The 26,490-nt window shown below is 50.7% G+C and carries 21 protein-coding genes and 1 riboswitch; of the genes, 17 read left to right on the top strand and 4 right to left on the bottom strand.

The window, feature by feature from the left end:
• Positions 1-12: 12 nt before the first annotated feature.
• On the top strand, positions 13-903 hold the full coding sequence (locus tag MCJ35_RS20225) for a helix-turn-helix transcriptional regulator (RefSeq protein ID WP_025485622.1): 891 nt from the start codon (positions 13-15) through the stop codon (positions 901-903).
• Positions 904-1,066: 163 nt separating this feature from the next.
• Positions 1,067-2,590: a 4-alpha-glucanotransferase gene (gene malQ, locus MCJ35_RS20220; protein WP_227795879.1), complete on the top strand. Its 1,524-nt coding sequence runs from the start codon at positions 1,067-1,069 to the stop codon at positions 2,588-2,590.
• Positions 2,591-2,656: 66 nt separating this feature from the next.
• On the opposite strand, the gene MCJ35_RS20215 is transcribed toward malQ, so the two are convergent.
• Entirely contained in the window at positions 2,657-3,226 is a 570-nt protein-coding gene (locus MCJ35_RS20215; protein WP_025485623.1) for a GNAT family N-acetyltransferase, read from the bottom strand.
• 131 nt (positions 3,227-3,357) lie between these two features.
• A riboswitch (Fluoride riboswitch) is annotated at positions 3,358-3,433 on the top strand.
• A gap of 48 nt (positions 3,434-3,481) precedes the next feature.
• On the opposite strand from MCJ35_RS20215, the gene MCJ35_RS20210 reads away from it, so the two are divergent.
• The 7 genes from MCJ35_RS20210 (at position 3,482) to MCJ35_RS20180 (ending at position 12,405) form a co-directional block, all read left to right on the top strand.
• The gene (locus MCJ35_RS20210; protein ID WP_025485624.1) at positions 3,482-4,681 is read left to right on the top strand and encodes a cation:proton antiporter; all 1,200 of its coding nucleotides are present in this window, start codon (positions 3,482-3,484) and stop codon (positions 4,679-4,681) included.
• 99 nt (positions 4,682-4,780) lie between these two features.
• Entirely contained in the window at positions 4,781-6,346 is a 1,566-nt protein-coding gene (locus MCJ35_RS20205) for an N-acetylmuramoyl-L-alanine amidase family protein (RefSeq protein ID WP_025485626.1), read from the top strand.
• Positions 6,347-6,857: 511 nt separating this feature from the next.
• Complete coding sequence (locus MCJ35_RS20200) at positions 6,858-8,528, top strand: putative manganese-dependent inorganic diphosphatase (RefSeq protein WP_025485627.1); 1,671 nt, start codon at positions 6,858-6,860, stop codon at positions 8,526-8,528.
• Between the two features lie 10 nt (positions 8,529-8,538).
• Positions 8,539-9,183 carry a flavin reductase family protein gene (locus MCJ35_RS20195; RefSeq protein WP_025485628.1) on the top strand — a complete coding sequence of 215 codons (645 nt, stop codon included), beginning with the start codon at positions 8,539-8,541 and terminating at the stop codon, positions 9,181-9,183.
• Positions 9,184-9,280: 97 nt separating this feature from the next.
• A complete protein-coding gene (locus MCJ35_RS20190; protein ID WP_025485629.1) occupies positions 9,281-9,940 on the top strand; it encodes a shikimate kinase in 660 nt (219 codons plus the stop codon).
• Between the two features lie 262 nt (positions 9,941-10,202).
• Positions 10,203-11,135, top strand: a complete 933-nt coding sequence (locus MCJ35_RS20185; RefSeq protein ID WP_025485632.1) for a hypothetical protein — start codon at positions 10,203-10,205, stop codon at positions 11,133-11,135.
• Positions 11,136-11,181: 46 nt separating this feature from the next.
• Positions 11,182-12,405 (top strand): AAA family ATPase, encoded by a 1,224-nt coding sequence (locus tag MCJ35_RS20180; protein WP_025485633.1) that lies wholly within the window; start codon positions 11,182-11,184, stop codon positions 12,403-12,405.
• Positions 12,406-13,007: 602 nt separating this feature from the next.
• Here the strand turns inward: MCJ35_RS20180 and MCJ35_RS20175 are convergent.
• From MCJ35_RS20175 to MCJ35_RS20165, 3 genes are all read right to left on the bottom strand, one after another.
• Positions 13,008-13,517 carry a hypothetical protein gene (locus tag MCJ35_RS20175; protein ID WP_025485635.1) on the bottom strand — a complete coding sequence of 170 codons (510 nt, stop codon included), beginning with the start codon at positions 13,515-13,517 and terminating at the stop codon, positions 13,008-13,010.
• Positions 13,507-16,326 (bottom strand): transglycosylase domain-containing protein, encoded by a 2,820-nt coding sequence (locus tag MCJ35_RS20170; protein WP_025485637.1) that lies wholly within the window; start codon positions 16,324-16,326, stop codon positions 13,507-13,509. Before MCJ35_RS20170 ends, MCJ35_RS20175 begins: the two co-directional genes overlap by 11 nt.
• Positions 16,327-16,542: 216 nt before the next feature.
• Positions 16,543-17,199, bottom strand: a complete 657-nt coding sequence (locus MCJ35_RS20165; protein ID WP_008719655.1) for a TetR/AcrR family transcriptional regulator — start codon at positions 17,197-17,199, stop codon at positions 16,543-16,545.
• Between the two features lie 212 nt (positions 17,200-17,411).
• Between MCJ35_RS20165 and MCJ35_RS20160 the strand changes: the two genes are divergently transcribed.
• From MCJ35_RS20160 to MCJ35_RS20125, 8 genes are all read left to right on the top strand, one after another.
• The gene (locus tag MCJ35_RS20160) at positions 17,412-17,729 is read left to right on the top strand and encodes an SCP2 sterol-binding domain-containing protein (RefSeq protein ID WP_025485639.1); all 318 of its coding nucleotides are present in this window, start codon (positions 17,412-17,414) and stop codon (positions 17,727-17,729) included.
• Between the two features lie 26 nt (positions 17,730-17,755).
• Entirely contained in the window at positions 17,756-18,748 is a 993-nt protein-coding gene (locus MCJ35_RS20155) for an alpha/beta hydrolase (protein ID WP_025485641.1), read from the top strand.
• Positions 18,749-18,752: 4 nt separating this feature from the next.
• The gene (locus MCJ35_RS20150; protein ID WP_025485642.1) at positions 18,753-20,159 is read left to right on the top strand and encodes a condensation domain-containing protein; all 1,407 of its coding nucleotides are present in this window, start codon (positions 18,753-18,755) and stop codon (positions 20,157-20,159) included.
• A 70-nt stretch (positions 20,160-20,229) separates the two neighbouring features.
• Positions 20,230-20,457 (top strand): acyl carrier protein, encoded by a 228-nt coding sequence (locus MCJ35_RS20145; protein ID WP_008719651.1) that lies wholly within the window; start codon positions 20,230-20,232, stop codon positions 20,455-20,457.
• 49 nt (positions 20,458-20,506) lie between these two features.
• Complete coding sequence (locus MCJ35_RS20140) at positions 20,507-22,015, top strand: AMP-dependent synthetase/ligase (protein WP_025485643.1); 1,509 nt, start codon at positions 20,507-20,509, stop codon at positions 22,013-22,015.
• 520 nt (positions 22,016-22,535) lie between these two features.
• Complete coding sequence (locus MCJ35_RS20135; RefSeq protein ID WP_050927269.1) at positions 22,536-23,267, top strand: FadR/GntR family transcriptional regulator; 732 nt, start codon at positions 22,536-22,538, stop codon at positions 23,265-23,267.
• 284 nt (positions 23,268-23,551) lie between these two features.
• Positions 23,552-24,910, top strand: a complete 1,359-nt coding sequence (locus MCJ35_RS20130) for an APC family permease (protein ID WP_025485646.1) — start codon at positions 23,552-23,554, stop codon at positions 24,908-24,910.
• Positions 24,911-24,969: 59 nt separating this feature from the next.
• A complete protein-coding gene (locus MCJ35_RS20125; RefSeq protein WP_008719646.1) occupies positions 24,970-26,157 on the top strand; it encodes a mandelate racemase/muconate lactonizing enzyme family protein in 1,188 nt (395 codons plus the stop codon).
• Positions 26,158-26,490: the final 333 nt, after the last annotated feature.

Genomic DNA, 26,490 nt, shown 5'->3' with positions numbered 1-26,490 from the left:
GGGATTATCCGGTTGGATGGGCATGTAAGTCTGCATTATTATGATTACCATGAGATTAAGGAACATGCGGGAAGGGATTTCCCTTTTAATATCTATCCCTGTTCCATACCTTTTGATTTTAAGCTGGTTCCGGTCCATTGGCATGAGGAGATGGAGATTATATCCGTTAAAAAGGGACGGGGTCTGGTTACGGTGGATATGGTTCCCTATGAGGTGGGGATGGGGGATGCGGTTGCTGTATTTCCGGGGCAGCTTCATGGAATCAGCCAGACAGGCGGGGAGACAATGGAGTATGAGAATATCATATTCCGTCCATCCATGCTCATGACGGCTGATGAGGATGTGTGCACGGCAGAGTTCCTCTCTCCCTTGTCCGAGGGCCGGATTAAAAGCCCGGTCCATATGAAGGCGGGCATGGGGAATTATATATATCTGTCGGAATGCATCAGGCATCTGGATGTATTGTGCAGGGATAAGCCGTATGGCTACCAACTGGGGGTTAAGGGAGAACTGTTCTCACTTCTGTGCCTTCTGGCGGCGGAAAGCCTTCCTGCTAACGGGGAGCGCCCCAGTAAATCCAGGGAAAAGATGAAGCTGCTCCTGGGATATATTGAAGAACATTATGGCGAGCGGATTACCGTGGAGGATGGAGCAGCCCTGTGCTTTTACAGCAATTCCCATTTCATGAAGTACTTTAAGCGGTATATGGGAATGCCTTTTACACAATACCTCAATGATTTCAGGCTGGAAAAAGCAGCGGGATTCCTGCGCACCACATCGCTGCCAGTGACCGATGTTGCACAGAAGTGCGGTTTTGATAATATTTCCTATTTTAACCGCCTGTTCCGTAAAAAGTATCATGGGACGCCGGGGGAGTACAGGAAAGATGGGGATGCGGACTAGGGTGTGTTTGAAAATTGCTTTCCGTCAGCTGTGCGTCCGGCCGCTGCGTATGGCTGGTCTGCCGTGGTCTTGTATCCGGGAGGAAACTATGATACAATTAAGCGATATTTTCCAGTGGGTTGGACCGGATTCAACCAGGATTGGAATAAAGGAGATGAACGGGATGCGGGAATGTGGAATGCTGCTTCCGATTGCCAGCCTGCCTTCGCGGTATGGTATCGGGGCATTTTCAAAGGAAGCGTATGATTTTATTGATAAATTAAAGGCGGCAGGACAGCAGTACTGGCAGATCCTGCCTTTGGGACCTACTGGTTTTGGGGATTCGCCTTACCAGTCCTTTTCGGCCTTTGCAGGGAATCCATATTTCATTGATTTGGAGAAGCTGACAGAGGAAGGCCTGCTGACAGAAGAGGAATGCCAGGCAGTGGATTTTGGAAGTGATGACAGGGACATTGATTATGGAAAACTGTATGACGGCAGGTTCCCGCTTCTCAGGAAGGCGTATGAGAGATGGAAAAACGGGCTGGCAGACGCAGTCCATGAACCTGCAGTCCATGGACCTGCAGCCGAAACCCTGGGCGATGAGACCAGGGAATACTGTTTTTATATGGCGGTTAAGAACTTTTTTGGTTCTAAGAGCTGGAACCTGTGGGATGAGGATATCCGCCTCAGGAAACCGGAGGCAGTGGCTGCTTACCGGGAAATGCTGTCAGACGAGATCGGTTTCTATGAATTCCAGCAGATTAAGTTTGAGGAGCAGTGGGGCAGCCTGAAGCGGTATGCCAATGGGCAGGGAATCCGGATCATAGGGGATATCCCGATTTATGTTGCATTCGACGGCGCGGACAGCTGGTCCCATCCGGAGCTGTTCCAGTTTGATGCGGATAATATGCCGGTGGCGGTGGCCGGATGCCCGCCTGATGGATTCTCAGCCACGGGACAGCTGTGGGGGAATCCCCTTTATGACTGGGAATACCACAAAGAGACCCGGTACAGGTGGTGGATGGACCGCATGGCTTACAGTTTCCATCTCTATGACGTGGTGCGGGTGGACCATTTCCGTGGGTTTGATGAATATTATTCCATTCCTTATGGGGATAAGACAGCGGAATACGGGCACTGGGAGAAGGGGCCGGGAATCGGCATATTCGAGACCATGCAGCAGCGGTTTGGCGGTCAGGACCTGCCTATCATTGCAGAGGACCTGGGATTCCTTACCCCCACTGTCCTGAAGCTGGTAAGGGACACCGGGTTCCCCGGCATGAAGGTGCTGGAGTTTGCCTTTGACGATACAGAGGACAGCGCCTATCTCCCCCATAAATACGGTGAGAACTGTGTGGTTTATACGGGAACCCATGACAATGATACCCTGGCAGGGTGGTTTGCATCCATGAATGACAGGGATAAGGCATTTGCAAGGGAGTACATAGGAAACCGGTATACGCCTGAGGAGGAGATACACTGGGATTTCATCCGGCTTGCGCTTGCAAGCGTGGCCCGGCTGGCCGTGATTCCGGTACAGGATTACCTGGGCACGGGAACGGAGTCCCGGACCAATGAGCCGTCGACACTGGGTAAGAACTGGAGATGGAGGATGCGCTCCGGGGATCTGGATGAGACGCTGATAGGAAAATGCAGGCGTATGGCAAGGATATATGGCAGGCTGGGGACTTCCGGCTCAGACTGATGGACGGGATATTTCCTTCGCAGACATACGGCCGGACTGCCTTTGCATGAATCCGGCGGCTGGAGTTCAGGATGGAATACATCCATTTCCTAATTCAGGATAAGGGATTAATCTGCCGGGAACATCGGGATGGTCCCCAAGAATTTTTTCCATCCAGATCATATCCCACCATTTTCCCAGCTTATATCCGCATTTTGTAAAATGCCCGACTGTCCGGTAGCCCAGCTTCTCGTGGAAGGATATGCTGCCCGGGTTGGGGTAGGCAATACAGGCATTGACATTGATGATATTCTGCTGCTTCAATATATCTTCCAGGGCGCCGTACAGCCGGGTACCGATTCCGGTTCCCCTGGCGTCCTCTGATACGTAGATGGAAACCTCCGCGGACCAGTCATAGGCGGCCCGTGGGTGGAATGCGGATGCATAGGCATAACCCATGGCAATCCCGCTGCATTCAGCCACAAGATAGGGGTACCGGGCCAGTGTGCGGGAGATGCGGCTTCTGAAGTCTTCCAGGGTGGGAACCGTATATTCGAATGTTATGGCTGTCCTTTCAACATAGGGGGCGTAGATGGAGAGAAGGGCGGGTGCGTCGCTGACAGAGGCGGTGCGGATGGTGATGGGGGATGGGTGCATGGTCTTACTCCTTTCCGATGGGAATACAGTTGGATTTTACCCCATTCTAGCACTTAATCCATATTTTTTCTACTGTCAGAAAGTAAGAATTATGGATTGACAACTGATTCCCAATAGGATATAGTAGAGATTGTTTACAGGGGAATGAGGTTCTCCCTTAGTGTCATACTAAAACCGCTTATTTAAGCTGATGACTTCTGTGTGATTTCACGCAGGAACCATCGGCTTTTTTTGCGCTTTCAGGAGGAATGGGATATGCTTTTAAGTATTGCGTACATGTTAATGGTGGGGATGGCTGCGGGCTGGGCGTGCAGGAGGCTGCGGCTGCCGGGCCTTGCAGGAATGATTGCCACAGGAATCCTGCTGGGGCCTTATGCGCTGGATCTTATTGACGGCTCCATACTTGGGATTTCAGCGGAGCTGCGCAGGATTGCGCTTATTATCATACTGATGCGGGCAGGTCTGTCCCTGGATGTGGATGATCTGAAGCGGGTGGGCCGGCCGGCTATCCTTATGTGCTTTGTGCCTGCCTGTTTTGAAATCCTGGGCATGCTGGTCCTGGCGCCCAGGCTGCTGGGGATTACCGTGCTGGAGGCCGCTGTCATGGGCGCTGTGGTTGCAGCAGTATCCCCGGCCGTCATTGTGCCTAAGATGATAATGCTCATGGAAGAAGGGTATGGCACGGATAACAGCATCCCACAGCTGATACTGGCAGGGGCGTCGGTGGACGACGTGTTTGTGATTGTCCTGTTCTCGGCGTTTACAGGGCTGGCACAGGGGGGAAGTGTTTCGCCTGTAAGTTTTGTGCAGATACCATGGTCCATCCTGGCGGGTATCCTGGCCGGATGCGGGGCAGGGGCGCTCCTGGCCCTGTATTTCAGATGGGTCCATATCCGGGATACGGCCAAGGTCATCATCCTGCTGTGCATCTCCTTTGTACTGGTGAGCCTTGAGGATGCGCTGAAGGGGACATTTACATTTTCATCCCTTATCTCTGTCATGTGCATGGGGATTACCCTTCAGAAGCAGCGTGAGACAGTGGCTGGGCGGCTTTCCTTAAAGTTTAACAAGCTCTGGGTGGGCGCGGAAATCCTGCTGTTCGTCCTGGTTGGGGCAACGGTGGACATTCATTATGCCGTGTCAGCCGGGGCTGCCGCCATCCTGCTTATACTGGGAGCGCTGGTATTCCGGATGGCAGGCGTCATGTGCTGCCTTCTGGGGACCCGTCTCAGCCTTAAGGAGCGGCTGTTCTGCATGGCGGCGTATATGCCCAAGGCCACGGTCCAGGCAGCCATCGGGGGCGTGCCCCTGTCCATGGGGCTGGCCTGCGGGAATATCGTGCTGACAGTGGCAGTGCTTGCAATCCTGATCACGGCGCCCCTGGGGGCGTTCCTCATTGACCTGACCTACCGGAGATGGCTTACATGCCAAAAGCACCAGCCGGAACAGGGGTGATTATAAAAATTAATGAATTCTTATGTAATTTTCCCCTTTGTCTTCCTGTTATTTTGTTCCGGTTTCTGGTAAAATGAAATCTATAAGGAGGTGGATTGTATGACCGCAAAAAGAGTGATATGGGCAGTGACGGCAGGACTGTGGATGGCATCGGCAGCAGCCGGGACAGCCATGGGAGAGGAAGCTGCGGGCAAAGGCCCGGCATATGACACCGTTACCGAAGGGGTTACAAAGGCCGAGCCAAAGGAAAGAGGGCCTGTGGACGGAACCGTTGCAGCAGGCGTGAAGAAGTCCGAAAGCGGCTGGGTAAAAGAAGACGGGGACTGGAGATACAAGGACAGCAAGGGTAATTACGCTGTCAATGACTGGAAGACCAGGGACGGAAAGTCCTATTATCTGGGAAGTGAAGGAACTATAGAGAAGGGCACCTGGATTGCCAATACCTATTATGTGGATGACAGCGGCGCCATGGTCAGGAACACCTGGATCCACGCCGACGGTAAGGACGGACTTAAGGAGGAAGGCTGGTATTACCTCGGCAAGGACGGTAAGGCAGAGGAGGACGGCTGGAAGAACATAGAGGACGGCAGGTACTGCTTTGACAGCGACGGAAGGCTCCGCACGGGCTGGTACTATGAAGGCAACAACATTTATTACCTGGGTGATAACGGCGCCATGGCAAGGGGCTGGAAGTGCCTGGAATTCGATGAGGATAAGCTGCCCCAGGAAGGCGCGGTATCCAGGGAATACACGACTGCGGGCGAGGATGGGAAGTGGTTTTACTTCCAGTCCAACGGCAGGGCCAAACGGGCGGATTCCAAGGACTTTAAGGATGCATCCATTGACGGGAAGAAGTACTATTTTGATGAAAATGGCGTCATGCTTACGGGCTGGCACGCGGTCAAGGCGTCCCCGCAGTCAGGCGATGCGGTGGGAATCAGCCGTTTTGTGTACCTGGGCGGACCGGATGACGGGTATCTGGTAAAGGGGCAGTGGAAGGAACTGTCCAGTCATCCGGGGGATTCTGAGGATAAGGGCGTGCTGAACAGGCTGGATTCCTACAAAGGGCCGCAGGAAGGGGATAAGGCGTGGTATTATTTTGAAAATGACGGCGTCCCGGCATATCTTAAGACCACGGCAAGGACCATGAACGGGGCCATTACGAAGATTAATGGGGAAGGTTATTTCTTTGACCAGTATGGATGCAGGCAGAACGGGCTTGTGAAGATAACGGCCGGTGACACGGTCCTGACCGGATATTTCGGAAGCAGGGATTCTGACGGGAAGATGCGCACCGGCCGGATTGAGGGGATTGCGGACGGTTCCGGGGAAAAGCATACGTTTTATTTCAACGCGTCCGGTTCAGGCAAGGGGGCCGGGCTTAGCGGGGAAAAGGACGGGTTCCTTTACTATAACGGGCTTCTTGTGACTGCAAAGGAAGGCACGGACTACCAGGCCTTTAAGGTGGACGGCAAGGTGTATCTGGTGAATACCGCGGGTAAGATACAGACCAATGAGAAGGCTTATAAGGTAGACGGGACATATAAGTACCGCCTGGACGGCGGGGTCCTGTATCACGCGGACAGCAGCGGGGCAAAGGGCGGCAAGGTGTCAGGCGGCGCGGTGCTTCCGGGGTTTGAGTGTGACGCGGAGTATAAGCTGTAGGGCGTGTTTGAAAATTGCTTTCCGTCGGCTGGGATGCGGGGGCAGATGAAATCCATGGGCAGAGGGAGTGTGACGGAAGTTGCACCCCTCTGCTTTTGACAATGGATATCCATGCAAAATGGATACGTCATGGCGTATCCCGGCCTATATTCTGGTTGAAAAAAGAAATCTGGTTTGATATACTGAAATGGCGGGAAGAATCGTGAACATGAGGGGGAGGCCATGCCATATGGCGCCCCATGACATGAGGAGACCCCGGTCAAATAGCAACCGGGGCAATTATGAAAAATCTATGTGCAATTTTACCATTAAACCTGTTGGAACATATCAAGTTCTTATGAAATTAGTATAAAAAATAAATATGAACGAAATGTGAATCCCATGTAAACAGATTATGAAAGATTACAAATTACCATAGACATTACCATAGTACCATAGACTGCCTGCCATAAACTGCCATGGACCATACCGCCACTGGCAGCCGCGGCTGCAGGGAATTGAGGGAGAGAGAATGGAACAGGAATTGAAAAGAAAGACAATGGTAATCGGGCACAGGAATCCGGATACGGACTCCATCTGCTCGGCTATCTGCTATGCCAATCTGAAGCGCGCCCTGACAGGGGATGAGTATGTTCCGGCAAGGGCCGGGCATGTGAACGGGGAGACACAGTTCGTGCTTAACTACTTTGGGCTGGAGGAGCCAAAGCTGGTGGAGGATGTGAGGACCCAGGTCAAGGATATTGAAATCCGCAAGACCAAAGGTGTGGCGGACAACATTTCCCTGAAAAAGGCATGGAAGATCATGCAGGAGAATAATGTCGTGACCATTCCGTCCGTAAGGCCGGACGGGACCCTGGAAGGCCTGATTACCGTGGGCGACATCACAAAGACATACATGAATATCTATGACAGCAGTATCCTTTCAAAGGCCAATACACAGTATTCCAATATCATCGAGACATTGGAGGCAGATCTGCTGGTGGGGGATGCGGATGTTTATTTTGATAAGGGAAAGGTGCTGATTGCCGCGGCCAATCCGGATCTGATGGAGTTTTACATTGAACCCCACGACCTGGTCATACTGGGCAACCGGTATGAGTCACAGCTGTGCGCCATCGAGATGGGGGCTGCCTGCATCATTGTGTGCGAAGGGGCCGGGGTGTCCATGACCATCAAGAAGATTGCCCAGGACAGGGGCTGCACCGTGATTGCCACCACCTATGACACATACACGGCTGCCCGTCTGATTAACCAGAGCATGCCTATCAGCTACTTCATGACAAGGGAGCATCTGATTACATTTAACAGCGATGACTATACGGACGAGATCCGCGAGGTCATGGCCAGCAAGAGGCACAGGGACTTCCCGATCCTTGATAAGGAGGGAAGATACCTGGGAATGATTTCACGCCGGAACCTGCTGGGCGCAAGAGGCAAGCAGGTAATCCTGGTGGACCACAATGAGAAGAACCAGGCAGTGGCAGGCATTGAAAGTGCGGAAATCCAGGAAATCATCGACCATCACAGGCTGGGCACGGTCCAGACCATGTCACCGGTATTTTTCCGCAACCAGCCCCTGGGCTGCACGGCCACGATCATCTATCAGATGTACCAGGAAGCCGGGGTTAAGATTGATAAGGCCATTGCAGGGCTTCTGTGCAGTGCCATTGTGTCGGATACCCTGCTGTTCCGTTCGCCAACCTGTACGCCGGTGGATGAGATGGCGGCCAGGGCCTTAGCCAAGATGGCGGGTCTTGACATTGAGAAGTACGCCATGGAAATGTTCGGGGCAGGCAGCGACCTTAAGGATAAGTCGGATGAGGAAATCTTCTATCAGGATTTCAAGCGCTTTACAGCCGGAAAGGTGCTGATTGGCGTGGGACAGATCACGTCCCTGAACGGCGAGGAGCTGCAGCATCTGAGGGGCAGGATGATTGCATTCATGGATAAGGCCCATGAGGGCAGCGGGCTGGACATGACCTTTTTCATGCTGACCAATATACTGACCGAGTCCACGGACCTGATATGCCAGGGACAGGGAGCGGTCCAGCTGGCGGCCAAGGCCTTCCATCTGGATATAGAAGAAGCCAAGGACCAGGAGGAACCGGTCCTGAACCTTCCGGGAGTTGTATCACGTAAAAAGCAGTTGATTCCGGAGCTGATGCTGGCGGAACAGGATTAGGAGAGAAAATATGTCAAAAGAATACTGGAAGCCAGGCAATATGCTGTATCCCGTGCCTGCGGTGATGATCAGCTGCGGACGGCCCGGAGAGACCCCCAACATCATAACGGTGGCATGGGCGGGCACCATCTGTTCCGACCCGGCGCAGGTGTCCATTTCCGTGCGCAAAGAACGGTTTTCCCATGATATCATCAAGGATACAGGGGAGTTTGTCATCAACCTGGTGAATAAAAGGCTGGTGCGGGCAACGGATTACTGCGGCGTCAAGTCGGGCCGTGATGTGGATAAGTTTGCCGAGACACGGCTTACGGTCCAGGAATCCCGTAACGTGAAAGCGCCCGGGATTGAGGAAAGCCCGGTTAATATTGAGTGTAAGGTGAAGGAAGTAAAGGAACTGGGAAGCCACGATATGTTCATCGCAGAGGTGGTGGGCGTGACCATTGACAACCAGTATATGGACGACAGGGGCAAGTTCAACCTGAACGCCTCCGGCCTTGTGAGCTATTCCCACGGCGAGTATTTTGAACTGGGGAAAAAGCTGGGCAGCTTTGGATATTCGGTGAAGAAGAATATTAAGAAGAGACGTCCCGCGGCATCGGAGGGGAAGACCTCGAAAACCAGGAATCCGAAAAGGAATGGTCCGAAAAAGGGATAGTTTGCAGACCGGAATGGTTTAGGACAGTCATGACGCAGAATAAGAAGGATATGGAATAAAATAGTCCAGTAAGACGACAGACCAGGAGGATACGACAGTGAAACCGAATATTACCATGATTGGAATGCCTTCATCCGGCAAGAGCACCGTGGGCGTGCTGCTGGCCAAGAGGCTGGGATTTTCCTTTGTGGATGTGGATATTGTGATTCAGGAAAAGGAAGGAAGGCTGCTGAAGGAAATCATTGCAGAGGAAGGCATGGACGGGTTCCTGAAGGTGGAGGAGCGCGTCAATGCAGGACTGGATGTGCAGCTTTCCGTCATCGCTCCGGGCGGCAGCGTGATCTACGGCGAGGCGGCCATGAACCATCTGAAGGAAATCAGCGAGGTGGTTTATCTAAAGATGAGCTACGAGGAGATGGAAAAGCGCATCGGCAACGTGGTGGACCGCGGCGTGGCGTTAAAGCCGGGATTTACCCTGCGCGACCTTTACAATGAACGGGTGCCCTATTATGAGAAGTATGCGGACATCACCATTGACGAGGAGGGCAAGACTCCCGGGGAGACCGTGGATGAGCTGAGGGATATCATTGAATCCATGATGGACCGCACCATGGTACAGCGTATTGTGGAGGAGCAGAAGCGGATACTGGAGGAGAAGGACCGTATTCTGGAGGAAAAGGACAGGCTGCTTCTGGAGTATGGGGAGGAGATTGCAGCATTGAAGGCACAGCTGGAACAGCTGGCGGCTGTACGGTAAGGATACAGGGATACAGGAAAAATCGTGGTACAAGGATGGGCCTGCTTTACAGGGAATGTGAGGCAGGCCTTTTTGACAGGCTGCGTGGGTGTTCCTGTTTGTGCGGTATGGACAAAATGTGTTGCTCATAAAAATCATCATGCCCTGGGTACGCCCTGTTTTTTATTTTCCCGCCGGTTTGTCTGGTCCTGGCCCTGGTTTGACAGTATAATGGGATTAAATGATGTGATATGGGAAAATGAATCAGGCAGGAGGGATGGAATTGAAAGAGATATCGGTTAAGGAATGCATCAATCTCGGAAGTATCATCAGAAAATACGGACTGGAGCAATACACCATGGTGAACATGGAAATCGGGTATGACGATGCCGTGTACCTGCTGTTTTCGGCCCGGGTGCCGGAACGTATCCAGGGTATGTTCGTGGATACCCAGGCCAACACGGAGTACCGCGCCCTGTGCCTCTTTATTGACTGGCAGGACGGAAGCCTCCTGGGGGAGGAGGTCCTGGAATTCGGGGTGCGGAAAATGAATTTCCATTTCATACAGCCCATTGGGGATGACATCCTTTTGCTGGGAGCCAGGTCCATGATGTATAAGAATGGGATTCCGGACCAGAATGCGGTGTTCCTGACCCGCCATGGCAAGATCCTGTCCAGCACATGCTTTGGGGATGGAATCCAGGAATGCATGGTGCTGGGGGACGGCAGGATCATCACAAGCTATTTTGACGAGGGGGTCTTTGGAAACTTCGGATGGAATAAGCCTTTGGGGGACAGGGGGCTTGTGGTCTGGAACCGGGACGGACAGAAGATATGGGAGAATACAAAGCATTTTATCGCGGACTGCTATGCCATGAATGTGGATGAACAGGATAATCTATGGTATTACTACTATAATGATTTTGATTTGGTAAAGACAGACTTTGCTTCAGAGTGGGTATTCCATCCGGGGGTCGAGGGCAGCAGTTCCTTCCTGATCATGAAAAGCCATATGGGTATTATTATGGACAGTGGATACGGAAAACACGGCAAAATGAAAATGCTCCGTATCCTGGGAAACAGGTTAGGCAGGCCTGAGGACACGGTGTTTGTATGTAATGGGGAGGCTGTGCCGATGGAGATGTATTGTTTCCGAAGCGCGCGGGCGGCGTTTGCGGATGGAGGGGAGCGGCTGTCCTGTGTGGAGATAGTGTAGGAGGAAGATGATTATAAAACAAAAAACAGATTAGAGGATTCAAATTATGCTGATATCATATAAGTTCAAAAACTTCTGTTCGTTTTGCAACGAAGCGGAATTTGATTTACTGGCACCAGGAAACAAAGTGAAAAATAGATATCCGGATAATTACATTGAAACAGAAGCAGGATATGATGTGTTGAAAACGGCCGTTGTTATCGGAGAGAATGCCGGAGGAAAAACGAATTTTATTAACAGCATTTCCTTTTTAAAAAGTCTGTTTGAAAATAATAAGTCCAAACATTCTTACAGGGCACTGATTAATATCAACAATCTTCCTTCCGCATGTCCTGCACAGTGTGATACAAAACAGGAATTTAATATTCATATGATTGGCGGGAGTGGAGCCATATATCATTACGATTTACAGATAGACGAATTTAGCATTGTTCAGGAAAAGCTGACTTACAGGTGTACAAAAAGTGGACAGGAAAAGCTTATTGTGTCGGCAAAAAGGAATGAAATGAAACGGGAAGAGGGCAAGGGTTCCATTGCGGTTTCTTTTGAATTGGATACGGAAAATTGTGATAAGGAAGTAAAAAGAATTATTGAACAGGCGTCTTTCGCAAAAGGAGATATAGGGCTTTTTGTTTCCAAATTAGCCATTTTAGGAGATGTTCATGCCTTGGAGTTTGTTGACTGGGTTAATAATAAGCTGATTGTAGAAAGTAAAAATTATAATTACTATCTATATAAAAATATACAGAATGAAGAAGATGATTTAAGAATAATAAAGGATTCACGCTTTTTAGAAATCCTGCGTATGGTAGATTACAGTATCTGCGGTGTTGAGATTGACGATGAAAAACCATTTAGAAAAAGTAAAATTATCCGGAAAATGAAAAGCGGAGAGGATTTCGCCAGGGAACTTAATATGGATTCAGGCGGTGTTGGGGAATTTTTTGCATGGGCGGTCCAGCTGTTCAGAGTGGTTTATGAGGACAAAATAATTTTTGCAGATGAAATGGACCGGGTAATCAATCCTCTTTTAGCGGAACGTATGGTTGCATTTATCAATGGAAAAAAACATAAAGGACAGTTCATTTTTTCCACCCATAATGTATTACATTTAGATTTAAAAAATTATATGAAGGAACAGATTTATTTCGTCACAAAGAATAAGGAAGATTTGAATTCGGAACTATATTCATTGGCTGATTTTCCTGAAATAAGATATGAAACGACGAAAATCTATGAGTTTTATATGAAAGGAATCCTAGCGTACTGACACGATGACTTCTGGTAAAACTCCTCAGGAAAATAGACAAGGAGGTTTGCCTGAATGTCATCGTGTCAGTACACTAGTCTTCATCTATCTGTCGATAATCTTCTCGAATATAAATTGCGCTGTCAAAAAAAATATAAATTTCTTTTTCAGCGCCTTCATACCCCGCAAATATTACTGCGTCTTGGCAAGACTCATAGTATATCTTATCTCCTTCATATATTAAATACACAGGACTCCCCTTTTTTCCAGAGGGAAAAGACAAGTGCTGGTTTTCTGCTATATAATAAGCATATCCATTGTATTCTATATAATCATATAATAAATATTCGAATACAATTTTGTCTCGATTTGCCATAATATAGAAAAGAGACTTTATCCACAGTGTAATAACAAAAAATGATACTATCGTAACAAAAAAGATTTTATGCTTTTTTATTTCATATTCCTCCTCGCATGTGATATCGGAATCTGTTAACTCTGCCTTGCGTCCACGCCCCTTGCTGTCATGCAGGGCGGATTCAATACCGCCAGTATTATATTTATGATGGGATATGACAGGGGGGATTTAAATGCGCTTTATCCTTCGGTCTGTTTAACGGCCTTTACAGCATTTCCATATAAGCCAGTATTTTATCAGCGGCATCCAGACCGATATAGATTAAGATTCCCAGTATCACAAGGCTGATGACCAGGAATACCAGTTTGTACAGCAGATAAGCCTTGGCAAAATCCCGGAGCTGGTTGTCCTTTTTTCCAAAGGCCAGCCGTAGCAGGTATATCCAGCCTGCAACAGGGATGTTCATACACATGAAGGTGAAGAACCAGGCGCGGGGCGGCATGGAGTAACTGCGGAAGGAGGGGGTACTGCTCATTTTATCAGGGGGCGTGCTGGCGTTATCTGTTTTGCCTGCCACACCGCCGCCTTTATTCATTCCTGTATCCACCTTTTTATGGACCCCTTTATCTACCTCTTTATCTACCCCTTGATCCAATCCTTTATCCAAACCGTCATGTAACCCGCCATTCCTGCCGGCTGTCATATCGCTATCCCTGTCCTTTAGCCGCCTTGGGCCGGGGGATGTTTTTCTTCTGTTCAGCTTTTTATTTATCATTTTCCGGCCTCCCTCCCGGTCCGTAGTATTCCATATTGTTCCACTTGAACTTTTCCCTGTCCAGGGTGGATTTAAGCTGGTTCTGCTGCATCTGGGCCTGCTGCAGCGCTTCCCTTTGGGCCTGTTCTTCTGCGGCCTGCTTAGCGGCCTGGGCTGCAACCCATTCCTCCTGTGTGGGCAGGGTGGTAATCCTGCTGATGGCGCTCTGGAGGCGGTCTGCAAGGGCCTGCTGTTCCGGGTCCCCTGCCACCAGCGGCAGCTTTGTAATGGCATCCTGGACCAGTGTCTGGGCATTGGGCTGCTGGTATTCCAGTTCCTCCACGGCCTGAAGCGCCTGGAGGAATTCATTTTTCCTGGTGTCCTTCTCGGCCTGTCTGCGCTGTTCCTCCGCATCCTTCATGGCCTTTTCCTGGGCCTTGGCCGCATAGGCGGCCTTCTGCTTTTCATACAGGGCAATGGTGTCTGACATCTGGCTGATGATTCCTTCAAAGTAGTCATACCTGTTTTCCACCTGCTCCAGCAGCCGCGCCCGTAAATCCCCGTCATCCAGCAAGGGAAGCCTTGAGGTGATGCTTTGATACTGGCTTTTGACTGCGTATGTATCTTCTACGGTGTTGATTTCCCGTGAGGTGAAGTCTTCCACATCTGCGTTAAGGGAGTCCGTGAGCTTTTTCTGCTCCTTGTCGTGCAGGCTCTGCTGTGCCCGCATCTCTGCCGTGGTACTGAAGTAATCCTCAATGCCGTTTTTGGGGTCCGCCCGGCGTTCCACGGACTCGGGCTGCTCCCAGTCCCATGGCTCCAGCCCGGTGTGGATCTGGTTCATTATGTTCTTCCATATTTTCCCTGCATAGGTGGCGCCGTAGATGCCCGGCATGTTCCTTGGTATGTCGTAGCCGACCCAGACAGCAGTGGTATAGTAGCGGGTATAGCCGCAGAACCATGTATCCTTGCTGCTGTTGGTGGTCCCTGTCTTGCCTGCGGCAGGCATGCCGCCGTCCAGGTCCAGGCCGCGTCCGGTGCCGTAGGGGGCTGTAAGGGTGCCTTTCAGGATATCGGTCAGCATGAATGCTGAGTCGTCCCGGTATATCTGCTTGGTGGAGGCTTTCATGTCCCTGGTGATCTCGCCGTCATGCTCGTGGAGTATTTTCGTGATGCAGGTGCGGTCATTGTATATGCCGTTGTTGGCCAGGGTGCTGTAGCCCTTGGCCATATCCACCACGCGGACCCCGTTGGTAAAGCCGCCGATGCTCAGGGACGGCACCCCGTTGTCCACATAAGTCAGCTTCTGGAACTCCATTTCCCCAAGGTAATTCAGGCCGTAGTTGACCCCGATGTCCTCAAGAATCTGCCATGCCACCGTGTTCAGGCTCCGGTTTAAGGCCTCCCGGACAGTCACACTGCCATAGTAATGCTCCCCGCTGTTGGAGGGGCCGTCCTCCCATTTGTGGTCATCCACAATACGGGTGGGATAGTACTCCCCGGTGTCAAAGGCAGGGCCGTAGTCAATCAGGGGTTTGATGGTGCTTCCCGGCTGTCTGGCGCTTAGGTAGGCCCGGTTGAACTGGTCTTCGCTGCCCCGGCCGCCCACGATGGCAACCACGTAATTGGACTGGTTGTCCACGATGACGCCGGCTCCCTGAAGCGCATATTTTCCGTTCTCCTGAAGCTCCGTGTAGGAGGCAAGGCCCTGGTCAATATCAGCCTGGAGCATTTCCTGAAGACCGCTGTCAAGGGAGGTGTAAATCTTAAAACCGCCTGCGCGTATCAGGTCGGATTTCTCCGTGTACACGGTCTTGTAACGGTCCATGTATGCGGTGTAGCTGTCCTTGTCCTCAAAGGTGTATTGAAAGTCAAAGCTGTCCAGCTTCATAAGCTCAAGGGCGGCGCAGTGGATGGCGTAGCTGCTCTGGTAGTTCTCGTCCGTTCCCTCGGATTCCTGTTTTACAATCGTAAGGGGACGTTCTATGGCTGCGCTGTAGTCTTCAGCGGACAGTACGCCTGTTTCATGCATGCTTTTTAAGACGTCGTTGCGTTTTTCAAGGGATGCCTTGGGATGGGATACCGGGTCGTAGGCAGAGGGGCTGTTGCTGATTCCGACCAGGACAGCGGCTTCGTCCACACGCAAATCAGCCGCATGCTTGCCGAAATAATACCGGCTGGCAGCTTCCACGCCGTAACACTGGTGGCCATAGAAATTGGTGTTGCAGTAGAACTCCATGATATCTGCTTTGGAGTATTTCTTTTCAATCTCAGGGGCCAGGAGGATTTCCACAATCTTGCGGGTAAAGGTCTGTTCCTGGGTCAGGTAGGTGTTCTTGATTACCTGCTGGGTGATGGTGCTTCCGCCCTGGGTCACCTGCCCGTTGTGCTTAAGAAGGGCCAGTCCCGCGCGGAAGGTGGCAATCCAGTCCACGCCTGTGTGGCTTTTAAAGCGCCTGTCCTCCTGGGCAATATATGCATTCTGGATATTCATGCTGATGTGGGAAATATCCACATACTGGTAGTGTCCGGCATTGATGAGGCCCACCTGCCTGCCGTCCTTGTCGTAAATGACCGTATCAGAGAGCATGGAGAAATCCGTCCTCTCCATCTGGGCCAGCTTGTCATATGCAAGCTCACGGCACTCATCCAGCTGCGGTTTGACCTTTGCATAGATAAGGATACACACCAGGGCGGCGCTTATAAGTCCCACGGTAAGGACTGCCAGCAGGGTGTGGAGAAGCCATCCCATGATGCCCAAAAGGCCGACGGCTGTATTGCGTATGCAAAGGAGTACCTGGATAAGGGCCTTCTTTCGTGTTTCTTTCATAATTCCTGATTATCCTCTCCGCGCCCGGATGTGTTTGGGAAATGCCTGAAAGGGCGCCAATCATAGAATGGCCTGGATATTTTTACCAGGCCACCATGCCATATGATATTATAAGTCAGAATGGGGAAAAAGGGTAGTGGAAAGTGAAAAAAGAGTATGATTTTGGAGTGTTTTGGCGTTTTATGGTTTTGTTTTTTTAGTTTATTGCCGTCTTTATCATCTGTCCGCTTCTTCGGGGGGACGGGCTGCCGCCGCTTCATTTTTCCTCATAAGGAACTGCAGGGTATCCGCCGGCATCCCCATGCTCTTTTCCTGCATCTGCGTGAACGCGGTCAGGACCCGCCCGATCTGTTCCGGTCCGGCCGGAACCAGGTTGTTGTCCAGGGTTATGGTCAGCACGGTGAGGACAATCTGGGCTGTCTCCTCCGGGTATTCGCACCGGATGCCGCCCTCGTCTATGCCCTGGCGGATGATGTCGGTCAGTATGGGCTTTAGCTTGGTGATGATGATGCGGGCAAACTTCTGGTGGATGAATGCGCTTTCCTGCTGTTCATTGAAGGTGCCGATGGCTTCCTGGCGCCGCAGTTCCGTGGAAGAGTCAAGACAGGCATTGTAAATAATCTCCATTTTCTGAAAGGCGTCCATGTGGGAGGAGGCAGCCAGTTCCCTGCCTGCGTCCAGCACCCGGGAGTAGGAGCGCTCGATGACAGCGTCAATGATATCATTTTTAGAGGAAAAATAGTAATAAATACTTCCTTTCCCTATTCCTGCTTTTTGGGCAATATCGCTGACGGAAATGGCCTGGGCGCTGGCGGTGCGCATCAGTTCCTGCATGGCGTCCAGGATCCGTTCCCGTTTGTTATTGTTTTGCATAAAAAAACCTCGGTTTCCTCTTTAGAATACTTCCCAGTATAACAGATGCCAATGGAAAAAGCCAGACTTGACTGGCGGTCGAAAAAGTGTTATGGTTAATTTAATGTTGATTCGACCACTGGTCGAAAAAAGAAGGGGATAGATACCTGGGGATTCTGGATACAGGAACCTGTTGTCCGGCCAGGCCCTGAAATCAGGAGAAGGAGACAATCATGACATTCGAGAAAGTATTTGAAACGGTAAAGGAAATATTCATGAAGGCGGATGTGAGCAAGGTGGATGAGCATCTGGCATTTCAGTTTAACATCACAGGAGAGGGCGAAGGCATCTTTTATGCGGAAGCAAAGGACGGCAGGCTCTATGTGGAGCCTTACGAGTACTATGACAGGGATGCAATTTTCATCTGCTCTGCGGACACACTGTTAAAGCTGGCAGCAGGAAAATTGGACCCTGTTTTTGCATTTACAACCGGAAAGCTTAAGGTGGAGGGAAGCCTGGAAAAGGCGCTGAAGCTTCAGAAATTTGTGTAACCGGCATTCATCTGAAAGGAGTACATATGGGTAAGATCGGATTACTGTTTGGCCTGGCAGCCGCGGGCGCGGCAGGGGAATATGGGATTGCCAGATACTTTTTCCACCGGACGGTGGTGCGCGGCAATGCAAAGCGCGAGCGGACCCAGAAAATGGCGGGCACGGACTGGGACGCCTATATCCCGGGCATCAGGGCCAGCAAGGAATGGCTGTCGGGAAAGCCCCAGGAGGATGTGTATATCACCTCGGACGACGGCTTAAGGCTTCACGGCACATTCTTCCCATGCCCTGGTTCTGACCGGGCGGTGATTTGCTTCCATGGATACACCAGCGAAGGGCTGAATGATTTTTCCTCCATTGCAAGGTTCTATCTGGAGCAGGGCTTCAACCTGATGGTGGTGGATGAAAGGGCACATGGCAGGAGCGAAGGCACCTACATCGGATTCGGCTGCCTGGACCGGATGGATGCCAGGCTCTGGATTGAGTATGTCATTGAACGTCTGGGACAGGACTGCCAGGTCATGCTCCACGGCATTTCCATGGGCGGGGCCACGGTGCTTATGACCACCGGGCTTTCACTTCCCCCTCAGGTAAAGGCAGCTGTTTCCGACTGCGGATTCACCTCTGCCTGGGAAGTGTTCAGCTATGTGCTTAAATCCATGTACCATATGCCTCCTTTCCCCATCATGCAGATAGCGGACCGCATGGCAAGACAGGAAGCCGGGTATGGGCTTGACCAGTGCAATGCCAGGGACGAGGTTAAGAAGGCCCGGATTCCCATCCTGTTCATACACGGCGATGCGGACACCTTTGTGCCATGCTCCATGGTTTACCAGCTTTACGGCGCATGCAGGTCCGGGAAGGAACTGCTGGTCATTAGCGGGGCAGCCCATGCAGAGGCCTACTATAAAGACACAAAGAGTTATGAACGTGCGGTAACAGAGCTGATTGAACGGACCATTGAACCGCTGGGAGACAGGCATGAAGGCCGGAACTCCCGGGATGAGAAAGGGGAATAGAGAGATGAGGACCAGAAAAGGCTATAAGGCATATCCGCTGACGGCTGCCCAGAAACTGCATTTTTACTGTCTGAAGTACTGTCCCAAAAAACAGGTGTTGAACATCGGTTCCAGCCTGACCATTGAGAGCGATTTGGACTGGGATGTGCTCAGGCAGTGCATCAAGGAAGCCATTGCCCGCTGCGAATCCATGCGCCTCAGGTTTGCAAAGGACAGGGATGGAAACATCTATCAGTATGTGGTGAAGGAGGAGACAAAGGAGATTGAGCACTTCGACTTCACGGGCTGGCAGGAGGAGGACGCTGATAAGAAGCTGAGGGAGTGGACCGAGATACCCTTTGAACGCTATGATTCCCCCATGCACCGTATTGTGATGATAAAAACGCCGGACGGCTATCAGGGGCTTTACATCTGTGTGGACCATATGACCATGGACGCCCAGGCCCTGATTGTATTCTTCAAGGATGTAATCGAACTCTACTGCAGCAGGCTGTATGAAGAGGTGAATTATCCAAAGGAAATGTCCTCCTACATCAGGCAGCTGGAAAAGGACCTGGCCTATGAGGCGGGCAGCAGGGCGTGCCAGAGGGACAGGGAGTTTTTCGAAAACCTGATTGCCTCGTCCGAACCGGTTTTTGCGGATATTTACGGGCCGGGGAAGCTTTTAAAGGAGCGTAAGGAGAGCCGCAACAAAAAGCTGCGCGCAGCCACCAACACCTCTGACAACGTGGAGGCCAACATCACTAATTTCCACCTGGAGGGCGGGCCATCCAAACGCCTTCTGGATTTCTGTGAGGAGAAGGGCATTTCCATGACATGCCTTCTGCTGATGGGGCTGCGCACCTTCCTTCAGAAGGAAAATGACGAGGACGATATCTCCATCACAACCACCATTGCAAGGCGGGCCACCTTACTGGAAAAGCGGTGCGGCGGAAGCAGGATCCACTGTTTCCCCTTCAGGACCATTGTGCCCAGGGAGGATACCTTCATGGAAGGGCTGCTTAAGATAAGGGATGCCCAGAACCAGTATTTCCGTCATGCCGGCTACAGTCCCTCGGAGTATTTTAATTTCCGTCATGATTATTATAAGCTGAAGGACGGACAGACCTATGAACCCCTGAGCCTGACCTACCAGCCCCTGGCCATGAAATACGACGGACCGGGCCTTGATAAGCTGGGCGACATCAAATATAAGACTGCCCGCTATTCCAACGGGGTGGCGGCCCACACCCTGTACCTGACCGTGAGCCACCGGACCATGGATAATGGACTGGACTTTGGGTTTGAGTACCAGACCGGGGTGGTGACGCCGGAAAAACTGGAGTATATCTATTACTACCTGTGCAGGATCATATTCCGCGGTGTGGAAGACCCGGAGCGCACGGTAGGGGAAATTATGGAAATGGTCTGATAATGGAAATGGTTCAGCAATGGAAGTGGTATAACAATGGAAATGGTTCAACAATATAGGAGGATTGGCAATGTTTGAGGAATTGAAGGAATTGATATGTGAGTATGTGGACGTGGACCCGTCTGCAATCAAAGAGGAGTCACGGTTCATCGAGGACCTTGGATTTAACTCTTACGACTTCATGAGCATGGTAGGGGAAATCGAGGAAACGTTCGATGTGGAAGTGGAAGAGCGTGAAGTGGTCAATGTAAAGACCGTAAAGGATGCAGTGGAATACATCCAGTCACTTCAGGACTGATGAAAGGACTGAGGGGAGCAGGGCTTGGAAGCCAGAGAGGGAGGAAACTATGCCGGTAGGAACCTTGAGGGATATTATACGCCATGGGGCGGATGCCTATGGAAGCCAGACAGCATTCCGCTATAAAGTGAAGAAGGAAATCGTGGACAGGACATACCTGGATGTGAACCGGGATTCTATGGCTGTCAGCCGTATGTTGGAATCCATGGGCATGGAGGGAAAGCACATTGCCCTTATCGGGACAACCACGTACCAGTGGATCGTGGGCTACTTTGGGATCGTGGGCAGCGGCAGCGTGGCAGTGCCCATTGACGCCCAGCTTCCGGCGGACGCTGTGTGTGAACTGCTGGAACGGGCGGACGTGGAAATGCTTATCTTTGATGAAATCCGCAGGGATGTGGCAAAGGCCGTAAAGGAAAAATGTCCGTCTGTCCGCTATATTGTCTCCATGCAGGCAGAGGAAGCAGGGGATGGGATACAGTCCCTGTCCATGCTCATGGCCCTGCACGCAGGGGAATATGAGAAGGAACTAAGCGGTGACCAGCTGGCCACCATCCTGTTCACCTCAGGAACCACGGGGAAGAGCAAGGGCGTCATGTTAAGCCACAGGAACCTGGTGGACAATGCGGTGTGCCTGGATATGAAGATTCCGGCCGGAACCATTTCCATGACACTTCTGCCCATTAACCATGTGTACTGCCTGACCATGGACATCATCAAGGGACTTCACATCGGTCTTGTGATCTGCATCAATGATTCCATCATGCATGTGCAGAGGAACATGAAGCTGTTTAAGCCGGAAATCGTGCTGCTGGTTCCCCTTGTGATTGAATCCATCTACGGCAAGCTTAAGGACGCAGGCAGCCTTATCCCTAAGAAAATGGTGGCAAAGGCTGCATTTGGCGGAAACTTAAGGATCATATGCAGCGGCGGCGCTTACCTGGACCCGGATTATGTGGATAAGTTCAAAGAGTATGGCATCACCATCCTTCAGGGCTATGGCATGACGGAGTGTTCACCTGTCATCAGCACCAACCTGGAGTGGGAGAACAAAAAGGGTTCGGTGGGCAAGCTGCTCCCCAACTGCGAGGCCAAGGTGGTGGATGAGGAAATCTGGGTCAGGGGCTCCAGCGTGATGCAGGGATATTATAAGATGCCGGAGCAGACCGCGGAGACACTGGAGGACGGATGGCTGAAAACCGGGGACCTGGGTTATGTGGATGAGGACAATTTCGTCTACATCACGGGCCGCAGGAAGAACCTGATCATCCTTGCCAACGGCGAGAATGTGTCGCCGGAGGAACTGGAGAACCAGCTGAGCCGTTCTGAACTGGTGAAGGAAATCCTGGTGCGGGAAAAGGATAAGGTGATTGAGGCGGAAATCTTCCCTGATTATGAGTATGCAAAGAAAAAGCATGTGAAGGATGTGGAGGGAAAGCTTCAGGAGCTGGTGGATGATTTTAATAAGGATATGCCTGTGTATAAGCGGATTTACAGCCTGATCGTGAGGGAGACGGAGTTTGAGAAGACGCCTTCTAAGAAGATTAAGCGGTTTTAAGGAAGTGCTTTGGTTTATGGGGGACTTGCGGCAAATGCGTTGACATTGGCTTTGATAACCGATATAATATACTTAACAAGAGAGCCGATAGCTAGCTGCAGCCTAGCCACCTCGGTATATGTAATTAAAAAATAACGCTACACTTTGCGAGGGTGAGGGCGTTATTTTTTATGCTTAACAAGAGTTATTACAGCTACAAGCATGATAACAAATGTGAATAAGTCATTAAAAGTAACGTACATAAGCACCAGCCCCTTTCTCTTAAGAGTAGGTGGCTAGAATAGCGCCCCATCGGCTCCCTGGTCAAATGTACTATTATTTTGTATGAAAAAGTATACATTAGTTATGGTTGGTCTGTCAATGAAAATCAAGCGGTTTTAAGGAAGCCCTTGTAATATTTTTCCGTGTGCCATATAATGTAAATATATGTATATCTATCGAACAGATGAATAGACAATATATTGTACAGATATAGGTTGAGGGCATGCTTGACATGCCTCGGTGTACGGAAAGGGAACGTATGAAGATAAAGAAAGTATCGGTGGTTGATCAGGTAAGCGAGGCCTTGAAGGATAATATCCTGAACCATACATGGGAACCAGGGGATAAGCTTCCCTCGGAAGGGGATCTGGCGGATACCTTTGGTGTGAACCGGCTGAGTGTGCGCATGGCGCTGCAGAAGCTGAACACGCTGGGGCTTTTAGAGACCAGGGTAGGGGACGGCACCTATGTCAGGAAGTTCTCCATGGCTCCTTATATGAATGAGATAGCTGACATCTATATGGATGAGAAGCACCTGAATGATGTGCGGGAATTAAGGAACCTGCTGGAGGGCGAGGCCATGCGGATTGCGGTGTCCGTTTCCACTGAGGAGGAGCGGGATGAACTGAGACAGTGCTACGAACTGTATGAGGAAAAACGCTCCCAGCTGAAAGCGGATGTGGACAACGAACGGTTAATGGATGAACTGGCTGAGGCGGATTTTGAATTCCACCATCAGGTCATCCGCATGAGCCATAACGATCTTTATACCGATATTTACCTGATGACGAAAAAGGCAATCGTCAGCCACATACGGGAACTGCTGGAGAGCCGGATCCGCAAGGAGATTGAATGGGAAGAAAAGAGCGGAAAACGTGAGGATGAGCATGTGGAAATCATCAATGGCATCTGTAACGGCGATATTGAGGCATTGAAGAGGGCGCGGGAGAGAATGCTTAAGATTCAGCTGATACCTGCGTTAGATGAGTAATCAGCAGGTAAACAGGATAATCAGGTAAACAAGACAATCAGGTAAACAAGATAATCACATAAACAAGACAATAAAAGACATGGTGAAGAAAAGGTATTGTGCAAAGGAACTGTATTCCTGGTACAATACCTTTTTTGTCTATATGTCACAATTGGATCAGTTCATATTGATGAAAAGTAAAAAAATATATAAAACCTATTGAATTATTTAGCGACTTGATGTATTATCAACCTAGCGAACAAGTGAATAGATAAATAGGCGAAACAACTAAAGGAGGATTCGTTATGCAGAAGGAAAGCAGCAAAGTTACATATGTTCCAGCGCCCCCGCCGGGTATTCTTAAGAAGCCGGAACTGTATGCCTTGTCCATCGGACAGGTAATCGGAGCAGGAGTCATCACACTTGTGGGTCCGGCTATGGCGCTGACAGGATACTCTGCCTGGCTTGCATATGGTGCAGCCATCATATGGGGGTTCCTGATGATCATGCCGGTGGTGTGGGTGACATCCACATTGAGGCTGGGAGGCGGATACTACTCCATGCTGGCGGGCCTTGCCAATGAGAAGGCGGCAGGGATGTACGCAGTGGCCTTCCTGTGGCAGACCATGAGCATCTCCCTGTTCGGGGTTTCCCTGGGGGTGTACGCCAATTCCCTGTGGCCGCAGTTAAACCCGCGTATTGTGGGGATTGTCTTCCTGACCCTGTTTTATGTGATTAACCTGGGCGGGGTGGACATCATGGCAAAGGCGCAGAAGATTATGACATGGACCTTGATTGCAGTGCTGCTCATGTTTATTTTCGTGGGCATGACAAAGCTGGAAACGCCTGTATTGCAGATATCCTCCCCGGATTTCATCAGACATGGGGGAAAGGGATTCATAGCAGCGATTGCCCTGTTTGTGTATTCCACCAACGGATATTCACTGACCATGAACTACGGCCGGGACGCCCATAATGCAAAGCGGGATATACCCTGGGCCATCCTGATGTCAGTTCCGACCCTGGTCATCCTTTACTGCGGCGTTGCCATTGTTGCAGGAGGTATCCTTCCTCTGGAGATAGTGGAGAACCAGCCCCTTACCCTTGTTGCACGGACCGCCCTGTCCCCCATCCTGTTTGTGGTATTCATGGTAGGCGGCCCGATCATGGCGCTGATGACAACCATGAACTCATCCCTGGCATACAACTGCGTTCCCATTGCCCAGGCATGTACCGACGGCTGGCTTCCCAAGTCCCTGGCTAAGAAGAATAAGAGGGGGTCATACTACAGGATACTTACCATTGTGTATCTGATTGGCCTGATTCCGCTGCTGCTTAACTTCAGCGTCACCACTATTACCAACAACATCATGCTGATTAACTCGTCCCTGTCATTCCTGTACGCGTTTGCATATTACCAGCTTCCCAAGCGGTATCCTGAGGCATGGAAGAAGTCCAGGCTCCACATGCCCGATAAGCTGTACTATGTGATGGTTACCGTCAGTGTCATTGCCTATACATGTGTGTTCATCAACTCCTGCCTTACCCTGACACCGCTTATAACCATCGCAAACCTTATCATCATCGGCGGCTGCTTTGCGTTTGGATTCATCCGCAGCAAGAGCCCTTACGTACACATCGAATCGTCTGTCTGGGACGATTGATATAGAAACCATATGACCAATCTATAACTATAAAAATTAATTATGAGGAGGATTTTATCATGAAGATTACCAGCGTAGACCTTTACCAGGTGACCAGCGGAAAGCCAAGTGTGGCAGGTACATATTGGAAGGCATCCATCTGCCGTATCAACACGGATGAAGGTATCTCAGGTTTTGGCGAGGCAGGCGTATGCTACAGCAGCGGCAGCGACGCTGCCCTGGGATTGATGAAGGATTTTGCCCAGATGATCATCGGCATGGATCCCATGAACAACGAGCAGATATGGAATAAGCTGCACCGCGACACGTTCTGGGGCATGGGCGGCGGAACCATTATCTTCTCAGCCATCAGCGCCATTGATATCGCGCTTTGGGATATCCGGGGCAAGGCCCTGAATGTTCCCGTATACCAGCTCCTTGGAGGCAAGACCAACGACAGGCTGCGCGCCTATGCCAGCCAGATCCAGTTTGACTGGGGCCCGGTCTGCGCGCCTATGGTAACGCCGGAGGATTATGCCAATGCCGCAAGGAAAGCCATGGCAGAAGGTTATACTGCCATAAAGGTAGACCCGGTTGGCTTTAACACCAAGGGCAACTGGATGGAGTGGAGCAACTACGGCCTTCTGGAATACGACCAGTTAAAGGTTGCGGTTGACCGCGTGGCAGCCATCCGTGAAGCAGGCGGGCCGGGACTTGATATCATCATCGAACTTCACTCCCTCACCGACACCAATACGGCCATCCAGCTGGGACGCGAGCTGGAGCAATACAGATGCTTCTATTATGAAGAGCCGACACAGCCCCTTAATCCTTCCTTATTTAAGGAGATTGCGAACAATGTCAGGATTCCGATGGCATCCGGCGAGAGGATATACTCCAGATGGGGCTACCGTCCCTTCTATGAGGACCGTTCCCTCAGCATCATCCAGCCTGACCTGTGCAACACAGGCGGCCTGACAGAGGGCAAGAAAATCTGCGATATGGCCCACACCTATGATATCGGCGTACAGATCCATATCTGCGGCAGCCCGATTTCCACGGCGGCAGCCCTGCAGCTGGAAGCAGTGATTCCTAACTTTGTTATCCATGAACACCATCAGGCAGCGCTGATTCAGGAAAATATCGATATGTGCAAGTACAATTACCAGCCTGAGAACGGATACTTCTCTGTTCCGGATAGGCCGGGCATCGGACAGGAACTGACCGAAGAAACCATGGGGAAATCCCTGTTCTGCACAGTGAAATAAAGATTAAAAGAGAATCCGGAATTATCAGCCGGAAGTCCGGACAGAGTGGGAAAACCGCCCTGTCCGGGCTTCCGGCTATTTTTGTATCCTATCCCATGGCAGTGATTTGAGACAGATATACAGATAAGGGTCTATTGACACCTGGATATTTGACAGCATTTGCCTGAAGTTTAAATCCTTGTTGCCGGCGTATCAATGAACCTTTGCGATTTGAGAGAAACAACCTTCGGATAATTGTGCATATTAGACAAAAACAGAATGGAAAAATTGTGCGAAAAGGCAGGGGTAAATCAAAGATTGTGAAAGAACTTTCAGAATGTATATGTGCTATTG

Origin of the sequence: Enterocloster sp. OA13 (assembly GCF_022440595.1) — a bacterium.
GTDB lineage: Bacteria > Bacillota > Clostridia > Lachnospirales > Lachnospiraceae > Enterocloster > Enterocloster hominis.
This window is presented reverse-complemented; position numbering and strand designations above follow the sequence as displayed.

What these genes read in the sequence shown, in the direction of transcription:
- malQ (WP_227795879.1), top strand. Translation starts at nt 1,067, where the DNA reads ATGCGGGAATGTGGAATGCTGCTTCCGATTGCCAGCCTGCCTTCGCGG.
- MCJ35_RS20215 (WP_025485623.1), bottom strand. Translation starts at nt 3,226, where the DNA reads ATGCACCCATCCCCCATCACCATCCGCACCGCCTCTGTCAGCGACGCA.
- MCJ35_RS20210 (WP_025485624.1), top strand. Translation starts at nt 3,482, where the DNA reads ATGCTTTTAAGTATTGCGTACATGTTAATGGTGGGGATGGCTGCGGGC.
- MCJ35_RS20205 (WP_025485626.1), top strand. Translation starts at nt 4,781, where the DNA reads ATGACCGCAAAAAGAGTGATATGGGCAGTGACGGCAGGACTGTGGATG.
- MCJ35_RS20200 (WP_025485627.1), top strand. Translation starts at nt 6,858, where the DNA reads ATGGAACAGGAATTGAAAAGAAAGACAATGGTAATCGGGCACAGGAAT.
- MCJ35_RS20195 (WP_025485628.1), top strand. Translation starts at nt 8,539, where the DNA reads ATGTCAAAAGAATACTGGAAGCCAGGCAATATGCTGTATCCCGTGCCT.
- MCJ35_RS20180 (WP_025485633.1), top strand. Translation starts at nt 11,182, where the DNA reads ATGCTGATATCATATAAGTTCAAAAACTTCTGTTCGTTTTGCAACGAA.
- MCJ35_RS20175 (WP_025485635.1), bottom strand. Translation starts at nt 13,517, where the DNA reads ATGATAAATAAAAAGCTGAACAGAAGAAAAACATCCCCCGGCCCAAGG.
- MCJ35_RS20170 (WP_025485637.1), bottom strand. Translation starts at nt 16,326, where the DNA reads ATGAAAGAAACACGAAAGAAGGCCCTTATCCAGGTACTCCTTTGCATA.
- MCJ35_RS20165 (WP_008719655.1), bottom strand. Translation starts at nt 17,199, where the DNA reads ATGCAAAACAATAACAAACGGGAACGGATCCTGGACGCCATGCAGGAA.
- MCJ35_RS20160 (WP_025485639.1), top strand. Translation starts at nt 17,412, where the DNA reads ATGACATTCGAGAAAGTATTTGAAACGGTAAAGGAAATATTCATGAAG.
- MCJ35_RS20155 (WP_025485641.1), top strand. Translation starts at nt 17,756, where the DNA reads ATGGGTAAGATCGGATTACTGTTTGGCCTGGCAGCCGCGGGCGCGGCA.
- MCJ35_RS20150 (WP_025485642.1), top strand. Translation starts at nt 18,753, where the DNA reads ATGAGGACCAGAAAAGGCTATAAGGCATATCCGCTGACGGCTGCCCAG.
- MCJ35_RS20145 (WP_008719651.1), top strand. Translation starts at nt 20,230, where the DNA reads ATGTTTGAGGAATTGAAGGAATTGATATGTGAGTATGTGGACGTGGAC.
- MCJ35_RS20140 (WP_025485643.1), top strand. Translation starts at nt 20,507, where the DNA reads ATGCCGGTAGGAACCTTGAGGGATATTATACGCCATGGGGCGGATGCC.
- MCJ35_RS20135 (WP_050927269.1), top strand. Translation starts at nt 22,536, where the DNA reads ATGAAGATAAAGAAAGTATCGGTGGTTGATCAGGTAAGCGAGGCCTTG.
- MCJ35_RS20130 (WP_025485646.1), top strand. Translation starts at nt 23,552, where the DNA reads ATGCAGAAGGAAAGCAGCAAAGTTACATATGTTCCAGCGCCCCCGCCG.
- MCJ35_RS20125 (WP_008719646.1), top strand. Translation starts at nt 24,970, where the DNA reads ATGAAGATTACCAGCGTAGACCTTTACCAGGTGACCAGCGGAAAGCCA.